The sequence below is a fragment of the Chryseobacterium echinoideorum genome (assembly GCF_007474535.1).
In the GTDB taxonomy this organism is placed as follows: domain Bacteria; phylum Bacteroidota; class Bacteroidia; order Flavobacteriales; family Weeksellaceae; genus Chryseobacterium; species Chryseobacterium echinoideorum.
In genome coordinates, this window is sequence record NZ_VKNW01000002.1 from 1 (window position 1) to 18110 (window position 18110).

General features: G+C 34.1%; 16 protein-coding genes. 2 read left to right on the forward strand and 14 right to left on the reverse strand.

Annotation, left to right across the window (positions count from 1 at the left end):
- Positions 1-883: 883 nt before the first annotated feature.
- The 6 genes from FOL89_RS02420 to FOL89_RS02445 all read right to left on the reverse strand — a co-directional run bounded on the left by FOL89_RS02420 (position 884) and on the right by FOL89_RS02445 (position 8335).
- Positions 884-1450 carry a methyltransferase family protein gene (locus FOL89_RS02420; protein WP_185146891.1) on the reverse strand — a complete coding sequence of 189 codons (567 nt, stop codon included), beginning with the start codon at positions 1448-1450 and terminating at the stop codon, positions 884-886.
- A gap of 1 nt (position 1451) precedes the next feature.
- Positions 1452-1751, reverse strand: coding sequence for a 2TM domain-containing protein (locus FOL89_RS02425; protein ID WP_144281261.1), 300 nt, complete (start codon positions 1749-1751; stop codon positions 1452-1454).
- Positions 1741-3066: a 2TM domain-containing protein gene (locus FOL89_RS02430; protein ID WP_144281262.1), complete on the reverse strand. Its 1326-nt coding sequence runs from the start codon at positions 3064-3066 to the stop codon at positions 1741-1743. The genes FOL89_RS02425 and FOL89_RS02430 overlap by 11 nt, the downstream gene beginning before the upstream one ends.
- An 82-nt stretch (positions 3067-3148) precedes the next feature.
- Positions 3149-3787 carry a hypothetical protein gene (locus FOL89_RS02435; RefSeq protein ID WP_144281263.1) on the reverse strand — a complete coding sequence of 213 codons (639 nt, stop codon included), beginning with the start codon at positions 3785-3787 and terminating at the stop codon, positions 3149-3151.
- 29 nt (positions 3788-3816) lie between these two features.
- Positions 3817-6048: a TonB-dependent receptor gene (locus FOL89_RS02440; protein WP_144281264.1), complete on the reverse strand. Its 2232-nt coding sequence runs from the start codon at positions 6046-6048 to the stop codon at positions 3817-3819.
- Between the two features lie 157 nt (positions 6049-6205).
- The gene (locus FOL89_RS02445) at positions 6206-8335 is read right to left on the reverse strand and encodes a carboxy terminal-processing peptidase (protein WP_144281265.1); all 2130 of its coding nucleotides are present in this window, start codon (positions 8333-8335) and stop codon (positions 6206-6208) included.
- Between the two features lie 146 nt (positions 8336-8481).
- Here FOL89_RS02445 and surE point away from each other — a divergent pair, with 146 nt between their 5' ends.
- Positions 8482-9252, forward strand: a complete 771-nt coding sequence (gene surE, locus FOL89_RS02450) for a 5'/3'-nucleotidase SurE (protein ID WP_144281266.1) — start codon at positions 8482-8484, stop codon at positions 9250-9252.
- A 61-nt stretch (positions 9253-9313) separates the two neighbouring features.
- Here surE and FOL89_RS02455 read toward each other — a convergent pair whose 3' ends face one another.
- From FOL89_RS02455 to FOL89_RS02470, 4 genes are read right to left on the reverse strand one after another with little or no spacing between them, the layout of a single operon-like run.
- Positions 9314-10516 carry a glycosyltransferase gene (locus FOL89_RS02455; protein ID WP_144281267.1) on the reverse strand — a complete coding sequence of 401 codons (1203 nt, stop codon included), beginning with the start codon at positions 10514-10516 and terminating at the stop codon, positions 9314-9316.
- Between the two features lie 59 nt (positions 10517-10575).
- Entirely contained in the window at positions 10576-11979 is a 1404-nt protein-coding gene (locus tag FOL89_RS02460; RefSeq protein ID WP_144281268.1) for a radical SAM protein, read from the reverse strand.
- Between the two features lie 11 nt (positions 11980-11990).
- On the reverse strand, positions 11991-12224 hold the full coding sequence (locus FOL89_RS02465; protein WP_144281269.1) for a hypothetical protein: 234 nt from the start codon (positions 12222-12224) through the stop codon (positions 11991-11993).
- Positions 12221-12985 (reverse strand): prolipoprotein diacylglyceryl transferase, encoded by a 765-nt coding sequence (locus FOL89_RS02470; RefSeq protein WP_144281270.1) that lies wholly within the window; start codon positions 12983-12985, stop codon positions 12221-12223. The genes FOL89_RS02465 and FOL89_RS02470 overlap by 4 nt, the downstream gene beginning before the upstream one ends.
- Positions 12986-13182: 197 nt before the next feature.
- Here FOL89_RS02470 and FOL89_RS02475 point away from each other — a divergent pair, with 197 nt between their 5' ends.
- A complete protein-coding gene (locus FOL89_RS02475; protein WP_144281271.1) occupies positions 13183-14223 on the forward strand; it encodes a GMP reductase in 1041 nt (346 codons plus the stop codon).
- A gap of 51 nt (positions 14224-14274) precedes the next feature.
- On the opposite strand, the gene fabG is transcribed toward FOL89_RS02475, so the two are convergent.
- The 4 genes from fabG to FOL89_RS02495 form a co-directional block, all read right to left on the reverse strand.
- Positions 14275-15018 carry a 3-oxoacyl-[acyl-carrier-protein] reductase gene (fabG, locus tag FOL89_RS02480; RefSeq protein ID WP_144281272.1) on the reverse strand — a complete coding sequence of 248 codons (744 nt, stop codon included), beginning with the start codon at positions 15016-15018 and terminating at the stop codon, positions 14275-14277.
- A gap of 127 nt (positions 15019-15145) precedes the next feature.
- A complete protein-coding gene (locus tag FOL89_RS02485) occupies positions 15146-16033 on the reverse strand; it encodes an Abi family protein (RefSeq protein ID WP_144281273.1) in 888 nt (295 codons plus the stop codon).
- 6 nt (positions 16034-16039) lie between these two features.
- Positions 16040-16717: a 16S rRNA (cytidine(1402)-2'-O)-methyltransferase gene (gene rsmI / locus FOL89_RS02490; protein WP_144281274.1), complete on the reverse strand. Its 678-nt coding sequence runs from the start codon at positions 16715-16717 to the stop codon at positions 16040-16042.
- A gap of 2 nt (positions 16718-16719) precedes the next feature.
- Complete coding sequence (locus FOL89_RS02495; protein ID WP_144281275.1) at positions 16720-18096, reverse strand: ring-infected erythrocyte surface antigen domain-containing protein; 1377 nt, start codon at positions 18094-18096, stop codon at positions 16720-16722.
- Between the last annotated feature and the right edge of the window lie 14 nt (positions 18097-18110).

The following is an 18110-nucleotide window of genomic DNA, read 5'->3' on the forward strand; positions in this document are numbered from 1 at the left end:
TGAGCCTGCGATACAGCCATGGTGCATACAAGAAATGCACCCGAATAGAGTTTTTTCATAGCCGTGTTTTTTTAATAGTTTATTTTTTAATTTTTCAAATATAAATGAATTTTTTGAATGCATAATTCACCGTTTTTTTTACTGGTTTAAGATTATTTCACGCAAAGATTTATTTCAAAACGTTTTGTTTTAAGATATAAAGGCAATGAATTGCATCGCAAAGCTTGAAAATATCGCTTCATCAATCAACTTGTTGATTCAACTTTGCTCCTTATGAATAGCATTCTTTTTTTAAAACTTTGCGTTGAATGATGCGTCAAATGTCATGTAATAAAGTTTTATTTTTAATTTCACGCAAAGGTTTAATTCAAAACGGTTTGTTTTAAGATGCAAAGGCAATGAATTGCGTCGCAAAGCGTGAAAATATCGCTTCATCAATCAACTTGTTGATTCAACTTTGCACCTTATGAATAGCATTCTTTTTTTTAAACTTTGCGTTAAATGATGCGTCAAATGTTCATGTAATAAAGTTTTATTTCACGCAAAGATTTATTTTCAAAACGTTTAATTTTAAAGATGCAAAGGCAATGAATTGCATCGCAAAGCGTGAAAATATTTTGCGTTTAAAATATCGTCATTAAGTCTCCATATAATAAGTTTTATTGTTACCTCTGCAAAACTAAATCCTTAATGCGACAAAACTTGACGGGTTTGGAATGAACAAATAAAAGAAAATAAATTTCTGTAAATCATTATATTTTTGAGGGTAAAGGCAAAGTATAATTTTGATTCAAAAGAAATATTATAGTATATAAATAAACAAAGGAGACGTTTTACCATCTCCTTTAATATTATTTTCAATTATAAAAGTTCATTAAATATTTTAGTAAACAAGCGGAATTAGCATTTTAGTTTTCTTTTTATACTGAATGTATTCTTCGCCAAATTTTTCAGTAAGCGCCTTTTCTTCAATCTTAATGCGATACAGAAATGCAAGAAAGGTAGGCACAAAAGCAAGAAATAAAGAAATCCAGTTATTCAGAAAAATTCCGAGACCTAAAAAAGTAAGGAGCGCAAATGTATAAGAAGGATGTCTGATGTATTTATAAAATCCTTCCTGCTTTATTTTGTGATCTTCTTTGATGGAAACATCAACCGTAAAATATTTTCCTAATGATCTGATGATAATCCAGCGGAAAAAAATTCCGGTCAGAATAAGAAATTCACCAATATAAAGTGTAAGGTATTGATTTCTGATAGGAAAATAAGTGGTTTTGGAAACCAAAACGGCACAAAAAACAGAAGGTAATATGACTACCCATAAAATATTGAGTGTTGACTGATCTTTTTTCTGATCTTTTTCCCCGGATTTCAGCATTCTTTTATAATACAGTTCACTGAAAAGCCAGAGCGCAACAGATGCATAAAAAACAAGATAAAGTGCATTCATATTATTTATTTTTTTCCATTAATTCTCTTATTTTCTTTTCTTCCCAGTTTTTACCCAAGATAAATGCCGGCAGAAAAACACTCAGTCCATGAGCAGCCACACCAATTCCCCACAATGCAGGCAAAACGAGCAAATCCCATTCCCAAAATTTCGCTCCGGGTTTTGCTGTAATAGCTTCAGAAACAATGATAAAAATATTTACAAAAAAATATACCATAAGATGGATGTAAAAGCCTTTAATTTTCTTTACTTTTTTTTCTGCTTCACGATAGCGGATATTTCGCATCATATTATTTTCCATAGTTGTTGTTTTCTTTTTCTAAAATTTCTTGTATTTTTCTCTCCTCCCAGTTTCTACCGATAGAAAATACACTTAATCCGTGTGCAGCCACACCCATTCCCCAACCCAACATAGGCCAGTAAAACCAAAGATTTTTAGGTGATGTTATCAGATTAATAATAACTAAAACCGGTATCACCACAATGTAGGAGATAAGATTATTGTAGAAAGATTTAATTTCTTTCACTCGTTTCAATGCTCTTTCATAGTACATATCATCATCAGAAACAATCTCTTGTACGACATTTGGTTTTTCATTCAAAACAGGAAGTTTTACTTTAAAATAATCTTCAGATTTTTCTATAAAAACATTCCGTTTGGTAAGCAAAGCGTATCGCTGTACAATATTTGCCAAGCCGATTCCCGCACTTTCTTTGATCTGCTCACGGATCTGCAGATTATTTTCGATACACAGACTCTCTCCCTCCGTAAAAATTTTAATTAAAAGAGGTTTTGAAGAAGTGGCAAGATTATGTTTAATACAATTCTCCAGAAGTAACTGCAGAGAAAGCGGAACAACAAATTTCTTTATATCTTCTTTTTTAATATCAAAAATAAAATTTACACTGTCTTCAAACCTTGTTTTAAGCAATTCGCAATAGATTTTGGCAAATTCAATCTCGTCTTCTACAGTAACAAGTTCTTTATCTTTCTGCTCCAAAACATAGCGGTAAATCTTAGACATTGACGCCGTAAATTTCTGTGCCTGAATAGGGTTTTCATCTATCAATGAGCTTAAAACATTCAAAGAATTAAACAAAAAGTGAGGGTCAAGCTGATTTTTCAGACTTTCAAACTGTGCATTGGCAGATTTTGCAATAAGTTTTTGTTCCACCACTTCTTTTTTGGAAGCTTTTTTGAGTTCCTCCATGAAACCTTTTGCATGGAGAAATGCAGAAATCAGTAAAGCAATATTGATGGTAAACCAATTGATAAAGTTATATTTCCCAAGAAAATACTCTTCCGTTGTTGCCGATTTCTGAAAAACGACAAAGTTGATATAGTTGCAGAAATAAACCAGAATAATATTGGTAATTAAAATCGTAACAATGCTGATGACTGCACGCTTTGTCGTGGCTTCAGACCAAGGAAATTTCTTGTTAAGAAAATCATTCACAAAACCGTTTCCTCCACCTAAAACAAATGAATACATGGAAGAAATAAGAATGGTAAGCAAAAAGTTTTCGATTGTCTTTTCATTTGTAAACAAAAAGAAAAAGAACATAGATGTTGCGAAAGAAACCCAGGCAAGAGTTATCAGATTTTTGCGTGTCATAAGTTATTGTGTATTCAAATTTAGATAATAAACTGTATAAGGCGCTATTTTTAATATTCTTATACCATTTTTAAACTTTACTTTACTGACTGATAAAATATTCAGCTTCAGATTGTCCCCAATTAGGATCTAAAGACGTTTTAGGCTTAAAAGTTTTATACTTCTCCAAAGCTGATTTAAAAAGTTCCATTCCTTTAGCCTTGCTTCCACCATATTGTTCGGGAGTAAAATAAGTATCTTCAGCTTTAATCAAAACAACTCGTGGATTTGCCGGATTCAGCTGTTCAGCTTTTTTGAGTGCTTCTTCCGCTTTTGTTCCGAATGTCATGTATCTTTCCATAGGATTGACCATCATCTTGAGCGAATAAATCATTTTTTGAAGCAAGTGAATCTCAGAGTTATTTTTTTCTATAGATTCTGCCACATCCACATACTTTTGAGCCTGATCTGCCACCTCATCCAAAGTCTGCATTTTTCCTTCTCTCATCAAAATTCTTCCTTTCTGAATATAAGAAAATGCAGTATAATAATTGGGCTGCCATTTTCCCTTTTCTTTATCGGCAATTCTCTGAAAATCGTTGGCAAGAGCCTGAAAGTCTTCCGGCGTTTTGCTTGTTTCCAACTTGCTGATTTTTTCAGTCATTATTTTTTCGTAATTAGTTTGAGCATAAGAAAGTAAACTCATACAAACTAAAGCAAAGCTTAAAAGATATTTTTTCATGATTTCTAAATTTTAAAAAATTATTATTGTTAAAGATTATTATTGATTGCATCCTGTGTTCTGTCGACTCCGAAACTGAAAAAAGCTCCAACAAAAACAAAGGTATTTACAGGCGGTACCACCGCAGAACTCTGCATCCCGTTTCTGGAAAAATTATATCCGTAAATATTTTTATTTCCTAAAATATTGGAAATACTTAACACAAGTACAACAAACGACTTCGCATCTTTCTTTCCTAAATTCGGAAGATAATTAAAACTAAAATTAAGTGAACTGAAATCTTTCAGTCTTCCTTCGTTTCTGATAATATTTTCTCCGTTTTGCGAAACAATATCGTAGAAAGGTCTTCCTTTAGCGTAAGTATAAGAAAGATTGGCTCCGAATTTCAGATCAGGAAAAAATCTTTTGGCAACTGCGGAAATCGTATGTTCTGAAGCGAAATTGGGTCTTAAACTCAATGGATAATTTAAAAAATCTCTTTTAGAATCCAGAAAAGAATAACTTATCCAGTAATCTATATTTTGGAACGTCTTTTTGTCTCTCCAGAAAAATTCAAGACCTTTGGCAAAACCATTTCCGTCATTATTAATCGCTGTCTGCACAGGCGGAGACTGACCGTTTATCTCATTGATATTTAAAATTTTAACTAAATCATCATACTTTTTATAAAAAGCTTCCAGCCTCAAACTTCTTCCTTCCGAAGCTCTCTGAATCTGAAAAATATAATGCTGTGACTGCTGAAAATCTAATTTCAGCGGCGAATTGATGTAACGGCTTTCCGGATTCTGGTAAAACAATCCGTAGGCGAAAGAGGCTGTCCATTCTTTTGCCAGTCTGTAAGCCAAAGCAAAACGGGGAGCCACATTAAATTGGTTCAGAAAAGAAGAATGCTCCGAACGAACTCCGATTTTAGCAGAAAAATGATTGCTGAATCCCAAATCTGTTTCCACAAAAGCAGAAGAGATCAAATCTTTATAATTTTTATTAAAATCTGTTACTTTCAGCTCTTCACTGGTGTTATTCAGCTCAAAACCACCTCTCAATGCACTGATTTTATTCAGTTTTCTTTCTAAAACGGTTTTAAAATTAAAGTAGTTTCCCTGATTTAAAATCTGAGTATTCTCTGATTCTATTTCTTGTTTTTCTGTTGAAAAATTCAGATCAGATTCGTTAAAAGAATAAGAAGTTCCTATGTTCAAAAGATATTTCCCGAATTTTTGTCTGAAAGAGAGATTATGATATGTATTTTTTCCTTTCAGCTTTACCAGCGCAAAATCGTATTCCGGTTCCAGACTTTCTGTTTTTACACCCATTCTGTCGGTACTATACATTCCGTAATACTTGAAAAAGCCTCCGGATTTAGTTTTAAATCTGAAATTTGCATCTCCGTTAAAACCTTGTGGTCCATCTGTAAAATCGGTATTAAAATTAAAAATTTTGCGCATCGGAGTCAGCAGAGAATATCCTGCACTTGCTCCATAAGAGTGATTTTTATCTTCACTTAATCTTTGGAAACCTGCATTAAGGAATATCGGAGAAATTCCAATATCATAGGAACTCTGATCGGGAAGATCTACGCTTTCCAACATCAGAACACCAGAGAGAGCCTGTCCGTACAATGCAGAATAGCCGCCGCTGGAAAAAATATTTCCTTTAAAAAGAGAAGTATTAAAGCGGTCTCTTCCTGCAATTCCCGGAACAGAATTAGAAAAATAATTGTTGATAAGACTTCCGTCCATAAAAATTTTGGCTTCGGTTCCGGTTCCGCCACGAATGAAAAGACCTTCCGTTTCACCTACTTTCTGCACGCCCGGAAGATAAGTGAGCGCAGAAGAAACCTGCCCGTCTGCTCCGGCAATCGTATAAATATCTATGGGCGTAAGCAAAGCTGTGGCTCGTTTTTTATCGCTAGCTTCAATGGCTCCTGCGGAAATTACAACGGCTTCAATCTCGCTGATCTGTTCTTTAATTTCGGTAGTTACTATAATATTTTCATTTCCTATCAAAATATTTTTTTCTACTTCAATATACTTAGGATGCGAAAATGTAAGAACATGATTTCCTTTTTCAGTTGTTTCGAAAGAAAAGTTACCGTCTTTGTCGGTTGTAGCGCCGTCGTAAGTGTCTTTCAGTGTAACATTTACTTCACTGATTCCCCTATTTTTAAAAGTAACCTTTCCTGAAACTTGAATTTGAGAATAAGAAAAAAGAAAGCTAAGCATCAAAAGAAAGAAAGCAACTTTCTGAAATATCGTTTTCATGTCTGTTTTTATTTTTTGTAAAATTATCTCTAAAATTTTACAGAAAAATATTTTTATGACTGAATGGTAGATTTTAACTGCTGAGTTGTTTTTTCTGCCTGATTTGTGTTTTACAGAATAAAAAAACCAGCAACTTTCGTTGCTGGTTTGTGGTATTTTATTGTTTTGACTTCATGTCGGCAATGATATTCATCGCTTCCTGAAGATAAGAATCTTTCTGGAGATTTTTCATCCACATTTCAGATTTCTTTTTAAATGCTTCATCTTTCTTTTCTCTCTCAATCTCTGCAGGATACATGGCAAACTTCAGCCCGTTATCGAATTTAGAAAGTTTTTTGAACTTTTCGATCTGTGCTTTTCTCTGTTTCATCAATTCATTAAACTTATTGATGTTTAAAGTAATTGTTTCTTCTTTATTGAGCTGCTCTCTCCATTGTGCAGATTCCAGAAGCAGCTGATAGTTAGGATTTTTTGCCATTCTGTCGCTGCTTGCTTTTTCTAGTGCTTTCACATCAAAATTATTCATTCTCTGGAAATTAGCACTCGGAATTTTATCCCAAGCTAAAGCAAAATCATCATATCGTTCTCCGATTTCCGCAAAAGTGAAGAAATCTTTCATCTGAATATCCGACACAATTCCTTTTCTTTGGTTTGATTCTCCTGTCACTCTGTAGAATTTCTGAATCGTCAGTTTTAAAGATCCAAAATCATCTTCAGTATTTAAAAATCTGTTAAGATCTACGAAAGTCTGTACCGTTCCCTTGCCGAAAGACTGTGGAGATCCTACCACGATTGCTCTGCCATAATCCTGCATTGCACCGGCAAGAATTTCGGAAGCAGAAGCAGAAAGCTCGTTTTGCATGATTACTAAAGGACCATTCCAGATCGGGGATTCCTGCTTGTTTTTTAAAGTTTGGATTTTTCCGTTTCCGTCTTTTACCTGAACGTATGGACCGGCATTCATAAACAGTCCCATAATATCTCCTACTTCTGTTAAAGAACCTCCGCCGTTGTTTCGCAGATCAAGAACAATTCCTTCAATTCCCTGAGCTTTCAGTTTGATGATTTCGTTTTTGATGTCATCTGAAGCATTTCTGCCTTTTTCATCCTCAAAATCTGCATTGAAGCTTGGAAGATTGATAAATCCGTACTTTTTACCATTCGGTGAGTTTACAATAATACTTTTCGCAAACGTATCCTCAATCGCAACTTCTTCCCGAATCATGGTTACATCTCTGATCGTACCATCTTTTTTCTGAACCGTTAAAGTTACCGGAGTTCCTTTTTCACCTCTGATTAATCTCACGGCTTCATCAGCAAGCATCCCAACAACATTCACAGCATCTTCTTTTGGTTTAGACTTTACTTTCAGAATTTTATCTCCTTCAGAAAGCTGTTTAGATTTCCACGCAGGAGCTCCGATTGTTAATGCGCCTAAATAAAGATAACCTTTCTTCTCCTGAATTAATGCGCCAATCCCGATCACTTTTCCTTTAAACTGAGTGTCAAAGTCTTCTTTATCTTTTGGAGAATAATAATTCGTATGCGGATCAAAAACTTCTGTATAAGCATTCATATAGACCGTAAACCAATCCATTTTCTTTCTTTTTTTGAATCTTGTAAAAGTTTCTTTTACCAGATCCTTTACCTCATCTGTTGCTTTTGTCAGCTTTTGCTGAGGTGTAAGAATTTCGAGTTTTATGGTGTCTTTGAGCTTAAATTTCTGTACAGAGTCTTTTTTCTCTTTTTGAGTTTCTTCTTTGCTGTTCATCGACTCAATTTCCTGAAGAATATTGTATTTGATGAATTTTTTCCACTCGTTATACTGCTCCTGTTTGTTTGCAGGAGTTTTCTTAAGTTTAGGCTCTAGAATCAATGTTTCGTCTTCTTCAAGATTGATTGGTTTCGTAAAAATATCCTGCGTCATCTTATCAATTTCATCTACTCTTTGGTATAATCTATCAATCGTAAGCTTGTAAAATGTAAGATCTCCCTGATTAATGTAATCGTCCAGCTTGGTTTCATGCTTTGCAAATTCATCCATATCAGACTGAAGAAAATATCTTTTTGCAGGATCTGCCAATTCAAAATAATGCTTGTAAACATCTTTAGAATACGCATCATTGATAGGTTTTGGGCTGTAATGTAAGTAAGAAAGAGTATTTTTAACACTCACCATAATCGTCTGCATCTTTTCATCATCATTTTGAGGCGAATTGAAACAAAACATAAGACTTGTTAATGGTATGAGGAGTAAAAATTTATTCAGTTTAAAATTTTTCCACATAAATCTATAATATATTTTATTAATTTTTTAAAATTGTTTTTAATTAGTATTGATAATTAAATTTCCGTTACAAACTATCAAAATTAATACCTTCTTTAGAATTATCAATTAGTTTTAAGTATTTTTGTTAAAATTAAATTTTTTATATGGAAAAACCACTTATTCTGGTAACAAATGACGACGGAATTACAGCTCCGGGTATCAGAAATCTTGTAGAATTTATGAATGAGATAGGAGAAGTGATTGTGGTGGCTCCCAATTCTCCGCAAAGCGGAAAAGGTCATGCAATTACCATCAATTCTACTTTAAGCTATGAAGAAGTACATTTGGACGGACCTCAATGGGATTTTTCCTGCAGCGGAACTCCGGTAGACTGTGTAAAAATGGCTTTGGATAAAATTCTTCCGAGAAGACCGGATATTGTAGTATCAGGAATCAACCACGGAGCCAATTCTTCCATCAATGTTATTTATTCGGGAACGATGTCTGCTGCTGTGGAAGGTGGTGTAGAAGGACTTCCTTCCATTGGCTTTTCTTTGCTGGATTTCAGCTGGGAAGCAGATTTCACACAGGCTAAAGAATACATTCAGGGAATTGTAAAAAAGGTGATTGATAACCCAATGCCAAAAGGTGTAGTGCTGAATGTTAACATCCCAAAACTTACGAAAGAAGAAATAAAAGGCGTAAAAATCTGTAAACAGGCGAACGCAAAATGGGAAGAAAGCTTTGATGAACGCATCAACCCGCATGGAAAAAAATATTACTGGCTTACAGGATATTTCAACAATATGGATGAATCTGAAGATGCAGATGAAACGGCTTTGGCAAACGGATACATTTCTATTGTTCCTGTAAAATTTGACCTTACTGCGTACGAATACATGAACGAATTGAATGAAATAATGAAGTTTGATTAAACTTTTTAATTTCTTTTTAAGACAGATTTCTACAAAACTTAAAAATGCAGAAATCTGTCTTTTATTTTTTATTTTTCTCTTCAATCCAGCGACTCATATATTTGGTTGAATTTAACTGATGATGCTGCAGAATGATTCCCAGGTAATTTACTGCCCGATGATCTTGAAGGTTTTCCTTGATGTTCGCAATTTTTTCCCAAAATTGGTCAACGTAAAGCTGCTTATCAAAAACCTGTTTCAGGATCTCTGCTGCATAATCGTTTGCCTGGTTCCAGACTGTTTCATTTTGATATAGCTCAACCGCTTTTTTGATAAACTTGTCGTCAGAATCTTCAATAAAACCATTCCATGGCAGATTTTTGTGCATCGCTTCTGCTCCAACCGAGCTGGTAACATTCGGCAAACCCAATTTCATGCTCTCCCATAGTTTTCCTTTCAAACCCGCACCAAAAGGAATGGGAGCGAGTAAAACACGGTATTCTTTCAAAACAGCTTCCGCAGACTCTGCTCTTCCTTTCACAACAAAACCCTCATTCTCATTATTCAGCTGAAAAACTTTTTCTGTTGCATACGCTCCGTAAATATGAAGTTCCGCATCCGGGATTAGCTTACGAATTGATTTCCAGATCGTTTTAAGCTTAATAACAGTCTGCCAATTAGGTTCGTGAAGAAAATTCCCAATGCTTACGAAATGTTTCCGCTCTAAAAAAGATGTTTTATTCTTTTCCTTTTTTTCTGTCAGAAACGGAATATAAAAGAGAATTTCAGGATTAATTCTGAACTTTTGTATCAGCAAATTCATTTCAAATTCAGAAATGATTAACGATAAATCACACCGCAAAATGGAAGCAATTTCTCTTTTAAAAATTTCATTGATGAAATCCTGATCGTTTACTTCTCTTTTTTCAATAAAAGCTTTTCTTCGTGCTTCTCTAAGGAAATGAAGGTCTTCTGTATCAAGGATTTTAATCGCTTCCGGACAATTTTCAGAAATCCGCCAACCCAGCTGTTCTTCGGTGACATATCGGTCAAAAAGGACGATGTCGGGGTTCAGAGCTTTAATTCTTTTGTCAAAACTTTCACTGTTGATTTCAATTTTTTCAACATCAATTTTCTCCGAAAACTCAATATTCTTGGCTGAAGTAAGAAATGTGATTCTGTAATTTTTTTCTCTGAACAATTCAATAAGCTGCATCATTCTGTGGCCTGCTGCCGTAGAAGCCGGTTCGGGAATAACGAGACCGATAATAACAAGATGTTTCACAAACGCAAAAGTAGTACTAAATTTTTCAAATCATCAGATTAAAGCAATCTTCATCAGAGTTAAAATAAAACCCTGTCATCTTTTCGCAATTCTTCCAGATATTTGATTTTGTCATCACGATAAAATAAATTCATGGTCTCAAAAGGAATCATTTTCAAATCTTTGTTGACGATATGTACACAGGATTTTTTTACTGCACGAACATCAAAATCATGGGCATCCATAAAATTCATAATGATGATTCTGAATAAATTATCATAATCAAGATTCGGAGCCGAAACTTCAGGAAGACAACATAATAGCTGATTGACTTTTGGTTTTACTTCATCCACTGAAATACCTGTGCTGAAAATATCTAAGAGCTGCATCTGCAAACCGGTATCCTGTTCGTAGACGATTGTATTTTTGGTTTCATTATTTAGCAGATCAGCGGGATTGATATATCTTGTTAAAGGAATAGTTTCACCTTCCAGCTTCAGAATATATCCCATTGCCAAAGCATCGGGATTACACGGAACCGGAATCAAATCATCCGAATTTAAAAGCGGAAACTGATTTAAAATTTCCTGCCTTACTTCCGTTAAAGTAATTTTTTCATGTGCCGAATCTTCTCTGTTTCTGCCTGCAATTTCCACGGGCTGAAAGGTAATTCCGCGAACGCATTTTTGCTTTAAGGCAAACTCAATAATTTTTCCTATTTCATCAATATTCTTACCTTTTTGCAGGACAATTACCAATGTTGTGGAAAGATTTAAAGCATTTAATTTTTCTAAAGCTTTCATTCGAACATCTGTCAAATCTTTCCCTCTGAAATCTTCCAGAACTTCTGGCTTAAAAGAATCAAACTGAAGGTAAATTTCAAACTCCGGTGCATAAGTTGCTAACTTTTCTGCAAAACCCGGATCATTGGCGATTCTTACACCGTTAGTATTCAACATCAAATGCTTGATAGGTTTTGACTTCGCAATATCCATGATTTTGAAAAACTCAGGATGAATAGTCGGCTCTCCTCCACTGATCTGAACAACGTCCGGTTCGCTTTCATTTTTAACAATGATATCTAACATCGCTTCAATATCTTCCAGACTTCTGTGACTTCCGTAATGTGGAGAAGACATGGCATAGCAAGTCGGACAAGTCAGATTACAACGATCTGTCACTTCTACTATAGAAAGGCAGCTATGTTGCTCATGATCAATACATAAACCACAATCGTAAGGACAGCCATACTCTACATCGTTTCCAAAATGAACAGGTGTTTCTGATGCTTTATTGTAGTTTCGTATGTTTTTATAGTACTGAACATCGGAAGCAATTTTAGTTTTAAAAAATCCGTGATCAGGACATCTTTTGGTCATGAAGACATTATCATCTTCGATGATAATTTTAGCACCGACTCTTTTAAGGCATTCCGGACACAAACTGATGGTATAATCGTAATAGGTATAGTTTCTTACTGGCATAATTTCTTTTTTTACATTCCGCCACACACAAAACCGCTAATTAATCCGCAAACTAGTAAGCAAATAATCATAATTTGCCATAGTTGTTTTTTCGTTAGTCTTTTCTTATTATTAAACTCATAAATAAATTTAACAAGAGCTGTAATCATTGCGGATATCAATAAGGCAACGATGAGAATAATTACTATTATAATTAGAACAAAGACTTCTAAACCTCCCACCTCTAAAAGCGTAAGTATTTTCATATTGTAATTGTGTTTTTAATGTTCATTAAATATATAGTGTTTTTAATAGCATAAATATAATATAATATGAACATCAGGCAAACTACTTGTATGGTTCCCAATTTTCCTATAATTTCTATTTTGGGCTTAATAAAATCCAGAAAAAACCTAAAGTTGAAATAACTCAGCATAAATATCTGAAAAACAAAACCTGAAGGATATTTATTTTTCCTCTGGATAATTTTTAAAACAATCCATAAGACCATAAGAAAAGCAATTTCGTATAACGCAACAGGATGCCGAAGATATTCATCACCTAAATGCATTCCGAAAATAAAATTGGTAGGAATTCCATATGTTTCTTCGTGAATTCCGGTCAGAAAACATCCGATTCTGCCGATCATCATTGCGAGAATCAAAGGAAAAACAATCAAATCTCCTGTGCTTTCTTTGTGACCGACAATTTTTTTTGCCCATTCTACACCCATTAAACCAAAAGCCAGTCCACCAACGATGGTATTGTTTGTCCAGAATCTTTTAAAATCAAAATCATTAAAAAACACATCCGGATTTTCTAAATTCCCAATAAGCTTTGAACCCAATAATGCTCCTGCCGTAGCTCCGATTAAGACCGCAGCAGAAGTGTTGAAGGACAGCTTTTCTTTTGACTTCCGTTTTAAATAAAAATAATACCGCATTCCGATGAAAATCCCAATGGTTTCAAGAACAGGATGTGCAAGGATTGTATGATCAAAAATCTGAAAAGTAACAGGAAAATCCATAAAACCAAATGTAAGATATTTCAAAATAAGATGAAAATGTGATTTTATCAATTAACACTTTCACAAAATCTCAAAAATCGTGAATGATTAGCATCTATTGTGATACCTCTTGGGATTTAAAATTTTCATAAAAGTTTATTTCAAAACTTATCTTTTAAATCTTTTCCTTAATTTTAATTAAAATATTTTTCCAAATTATGAGAATAGAATATGATATAAAGCTAGGGTTTAAAGATGTAATGTTTCGTCCTAAACGTTCAACGTTAAAATCTCGTTCTGAAGTTGACCTTGAGAGAGAATTTACATTCCTTCACACCCAAAAAAAATGGAAAGGAACTCCGATTATCGCTGCCAATATGGACACGGTAGGAACTTTTGAAATGGCAGCTGAACTTGCAAAAGAGAAAATAATCACTGCCATACATAAACATTATTCTGTAAACGAATGGGCTGATTTTCTGAAAGATAAAAGTGATGAATTCTACCAATACATCACATTGAGTACAGGAACCGGAAAAAGCGATGAAGAAAAAATAAAAACAATTCTCACACAACATCCAAAAATTGAGTTTCTCTGCATAGATGTTGCCAATGGTTATTCTGAGCATTTTGTACAATTTGTAAAAAAAGCGAGACAGAATTTCCCTGATAAAATTATCATTGCTGGGAATGTGGTAACGGGCGAGATGGTAGAGGAACTTCTTTTGGTGGGTGCAGATATTATAAAAGTCGGCATTGGTCCCGGCTCGGTTTGTACTACCCGAGTAAAGACAGGAGTCGGATATCCACAGCTTTCAGCAATTATAGAATGTTCTGATGCAGCTCACGGATTGAAAGGTCATATTATTGCAGACGGAGGGTGTAAAGTTCCGGGAGATGTTGCCAAAGCTTTTGGCGGAGGCGCAGATTTTGTTATGTTGGGCGGAATGTTTGCCGGTCACGATGAAAGCGGAGGCGATATGGTGGAAGAAAACGGTAAAAAATATAAGCTTTTCTATGGAATGAGCTCCAAAACTGCAATGGATAAACATTCGGGCGGAGTTGCAGAATACAGAGCTTCCGAAGGTAAAACGGTGAAAGTAGAATATAAAGGTGCCGTGTCGGAAACAATAAGAGATATTCTTGGCGGTGTTCGCTCTACCTGCACGTATGTTGGTGCTTCCACCTTGAAAGAACTGTCAAAAAGAACCACTTTTATAAGGGTTCAGGAACAGGAAAATCAGGTTTTTAAGGATTAAAATAAAAATCCCGCAAATTTTTTTGCGGGATTATATTTAATTTTCTGTTTGTTAAGTAAGCATTCCACCGTCTACATTCAGAACCTGACCGGAAATATAAGAAGACATTTCGCTTCCTAAAAACACACACGCATTAGCTACATCTTCAGGCTGCCCTCCTCTTTTCAAAGGAATTCCGTCTCTCCATCCCTGAACTGTTTTTTCGTCTAAAGCTGCGGTCATTTCAGTTTCGATAAATCCCGGAGCAATTGCATTACAACGGATATTTCTTGATCCCAGTTCTAAGGCAATAGATTTTGTAAATCCGATAACACCTGCCTTAGAAGCGGCATAGTTTGCCTGTCCTGCATTACCTTTTACTCCTACTACAGAAGTCATATTGATGATAGAACCAGATTTTGCCTTCATCATCGGTTTAATTACCGCTTTAGTAAGGTTGAATACAGAGTCCAGATTTACTTTGATAATGGTATCCCAATCTTCTTTTGACATTCTCATCAACAAATTATCTTTTGTAATGCCTGCATTGTTGACCAAAATATCAATTTTTCCAAATTCAGTCATTACTTCATCTACTAATTTTTGAGCCGCTTCAAAATCTGAAGCATCAGACTGATAACCTTTAATTTGAGTTACAGAACTTAAAGCAGTTTCTAATTCTTTTGCTTTTTCTACAGAGCCTGCGTAAGTAAATGCTACTTTTGCTCCTTGCTGAGCAAAAATTTCTGCAATACCCTTTCCGATTCCTCTTGTAGCTCCGGTAATTAGTGCTACTTTTCCTTCCAATAGTTTCATATATAATATTATAAAGTTTTTCAAATTTATAAAAAAAGCTCACAATAAATTGTGAGCCTACGTTCTTTTTTTATAGTGCACCTATATATCTAGTATACAAAGGCACTTTCTTTTGCAAAGATATGATTTATTTTGTATTAAACATAATTAATCCTGATTTTTCACTATAAATTTCAAATGCTTCATGACAATTCTGAAATTTTTTTAGACAATCATTGATTTCAATTTCAAAATCATTTTTACGATTAGAGGAAATTTGATTTAAAACATATGAAATAGTTTTTACAATAACTCCTAAATTGCTTCTATTATCATCTTTATACATTATGGATGGAATGGTTGGCAAACTTGTTGGCAAATAATAATTGTATAATATCGCAGCATGAGCACATCTATTTCTTATATGGACTAAACCTTTAAAAGTTTTATTGAACTTAATTATTGGCTTAATTCCTAACTTTTCAGATATTCTTTCCTTAATTTCTTCATTTTTTATATTCTGATAAATCTTAAAGATTGATCCAAATGGAAAATTTTCAAGCGTTTTCCAAGCTGGTGCATATTTGCTACTAGGATATTTTCTATGATGATTTTTTATTACGTAATGTTTTAATTTAAAATCTTCATTATAATGATTATCAAAATCTTTAATAAAAGAATTCTCCATTACTTCATCATTTACAAACCATAATGAATCATCTTTATATTTTACCGAAACATAATAAACAAGTGATGTTCTAAAATTTATTTCAATTCGATTTAAATACTTAATTAAGATATATCTTATATCGTTATCTAGATAATAAAGATCAATAATCGTTTGAAATTTTGTTTTTTCAATAAAACGATGCGAACCTGTTCCGTCTCTTAAATCATACCAATAAAATCCTAATCGATAGTACCCAATATCTAATAAAATCTCTTTTATTTTTTGAGTTGTAAAACCTTCAAAACATAAACCTCTACTTTTTAGTAGATCTATTTGCTCATCGATTGATAAAGCTATATTTCCCATAATTAATTATTTGACAGAATTATTCACTACCAAAACAATCTCTCCTTTCAAAGTTTTGCTTTTAGAAAATTCAATTAATTCATCAATTGTTCCGCGTTTAGTCTCTTCAAATTTTTTTGAAATCTCGCGGCTTAAGCTTACTTTGGTTTCTTCACCGAAAAACTCTTTGATCTGTTCCAAAGTAGTATTGATTTTATGAGGGCTTTCATACAAAACAATCGTTCTTCTCTCTTCCGCAAGCTGTTTCAGTTTAGTTTGCCGTCCTTTTTTCTGTGGAAGAAAACCTGCAAACAGAAATTCATTATTGGGAAGACCGGAAACCACTAAAGCCGGAATTAAAGCCGTTGCTCCGGGAAGGCAAATCATCTCAATATTATGATCTGATCCTGCTTTTGCCAGTAAATAACCCGGGTCTGAAATTCCCGGTGTTCCTGCATCAGTGATGATCGCAATATTTTGCTCGTTTTTAAGATCAGTAATTATTTTTTCTGTAGCCTGATGTTCATTGTGTAAATGATAGGATTTCAGAGGTTTAGCTATTTCAAAATGTTTCAGGAGAATTCCCGAAGTTCGGGTATCTTCACAAAGAATATAATCCACTTCTTTCAGGGTTTTTATTGCTCTGAAAGTCATATCATCTAAATTTCCTACAGGAGTAGGTACAAAGTATAGGATTCCGCTCAAAACTACATAAATTTATTTTCTACCAACAGCCAAAGTCTTTGGGCATATTCATCTACCTTATCCCATTTTTTATCATAATAGAGGTCACTGAGATACTCTTTGGCTTCTTCAAGATTTTTACATCTGTTGAGTTCTGAAATAGCATTATTCAAATCTGTCTGGCTGCCTCCGAAAAGTATTTTTGTAAAAGCAAGCCTGTCATTTAGATCCAATCTAAACTCAGGTCTTGGTTTTGGGGCTTCCATAAAGTCGGTTGGAATATTGCTTTTTAACAAACTACCTGCATCCTCTTTCATAACCGAAGTTTCTGGCTTTTCTTCTTTTTCTCTTTCCAGAGGGTCATCATCAAACAAAGTCTGGATAGATTTCAGCCCTCTTATATTCGCCAGTTTTATTTTCTTTTCGTTTTTATAGGCTTCAATATTTTCAAAACTCTGATCCGAAAGAGGTGTCTCTCTTACAGTTTCGGAAACCGGATTCTCAATATCTATAACTTTGCTTCTATCAGATTCATCACCTATATCTTCCTGATTTTGAAAATCTTTTTTTATTTCATCTAACACAGTTTCTACGTTAGAGTTTTCAGTAATTATTTCTTCCTGATTCAGTTTTACAGCATCAGAAATATCATGATTTTCTGTTTCTTCGATCAGGATATCTTCTTCTTCTTCGTAATGATCGGAATCAAAAATGTCAGCAATTTTTTCTGAAATTTCCGGCTGGTTTTGTTGCTGAATATCAGCTTCACTCAATTGTTCCGTAGAACTGTTTTTTTCAGAAAACTCTTCATCTTCTTGTTTAAAATTATCTTCAGGTTCGGCATTTTCCAGAATCCTTTCTTCGTCCACAAAACTTAGAACAAGGTCTTTATTATCCGGCTCTTCTTCCTCAATTTCATTCAGCTCATTATTAAATACAGCTTCTTCCTCAAGATGATCCGAAATTTCATCAGAAACAAAATCTGTGGCAGCTTCGGGTTTATTTTCTTCAACAAAGTTAACTAGTTCCTCATGCAGATCACTTTCGATAATTTCATTGATCTGGTGATTAAAAATAGCCTCTTCTTCTTTTACTTCAGTGCTATTTTCAGATTCTGAAGGATACTCACTGCCAATCTCATTCAGCTCATTATTAAATACAGCTTCTTCTTCGAGATCTTCATTTTGAACAAAATGTTGTGGCTTTTCAGAATACAATTGATTATCAAAATTCCGGAGATTCTTGTTTAAAAGTTTTAAAAAAGAAATCTTCTCTGCAAGATCATCAGCAAGATCGTGCTTTGAAATCAGCTCTTCGACGTTATTTACGCCGCTCAGAATATGAATGATATTCCTTGATTCGGAAAAAATCTTATCCTTTAAATCTTGAATGTTCTGCATTGTAGATTCTTATT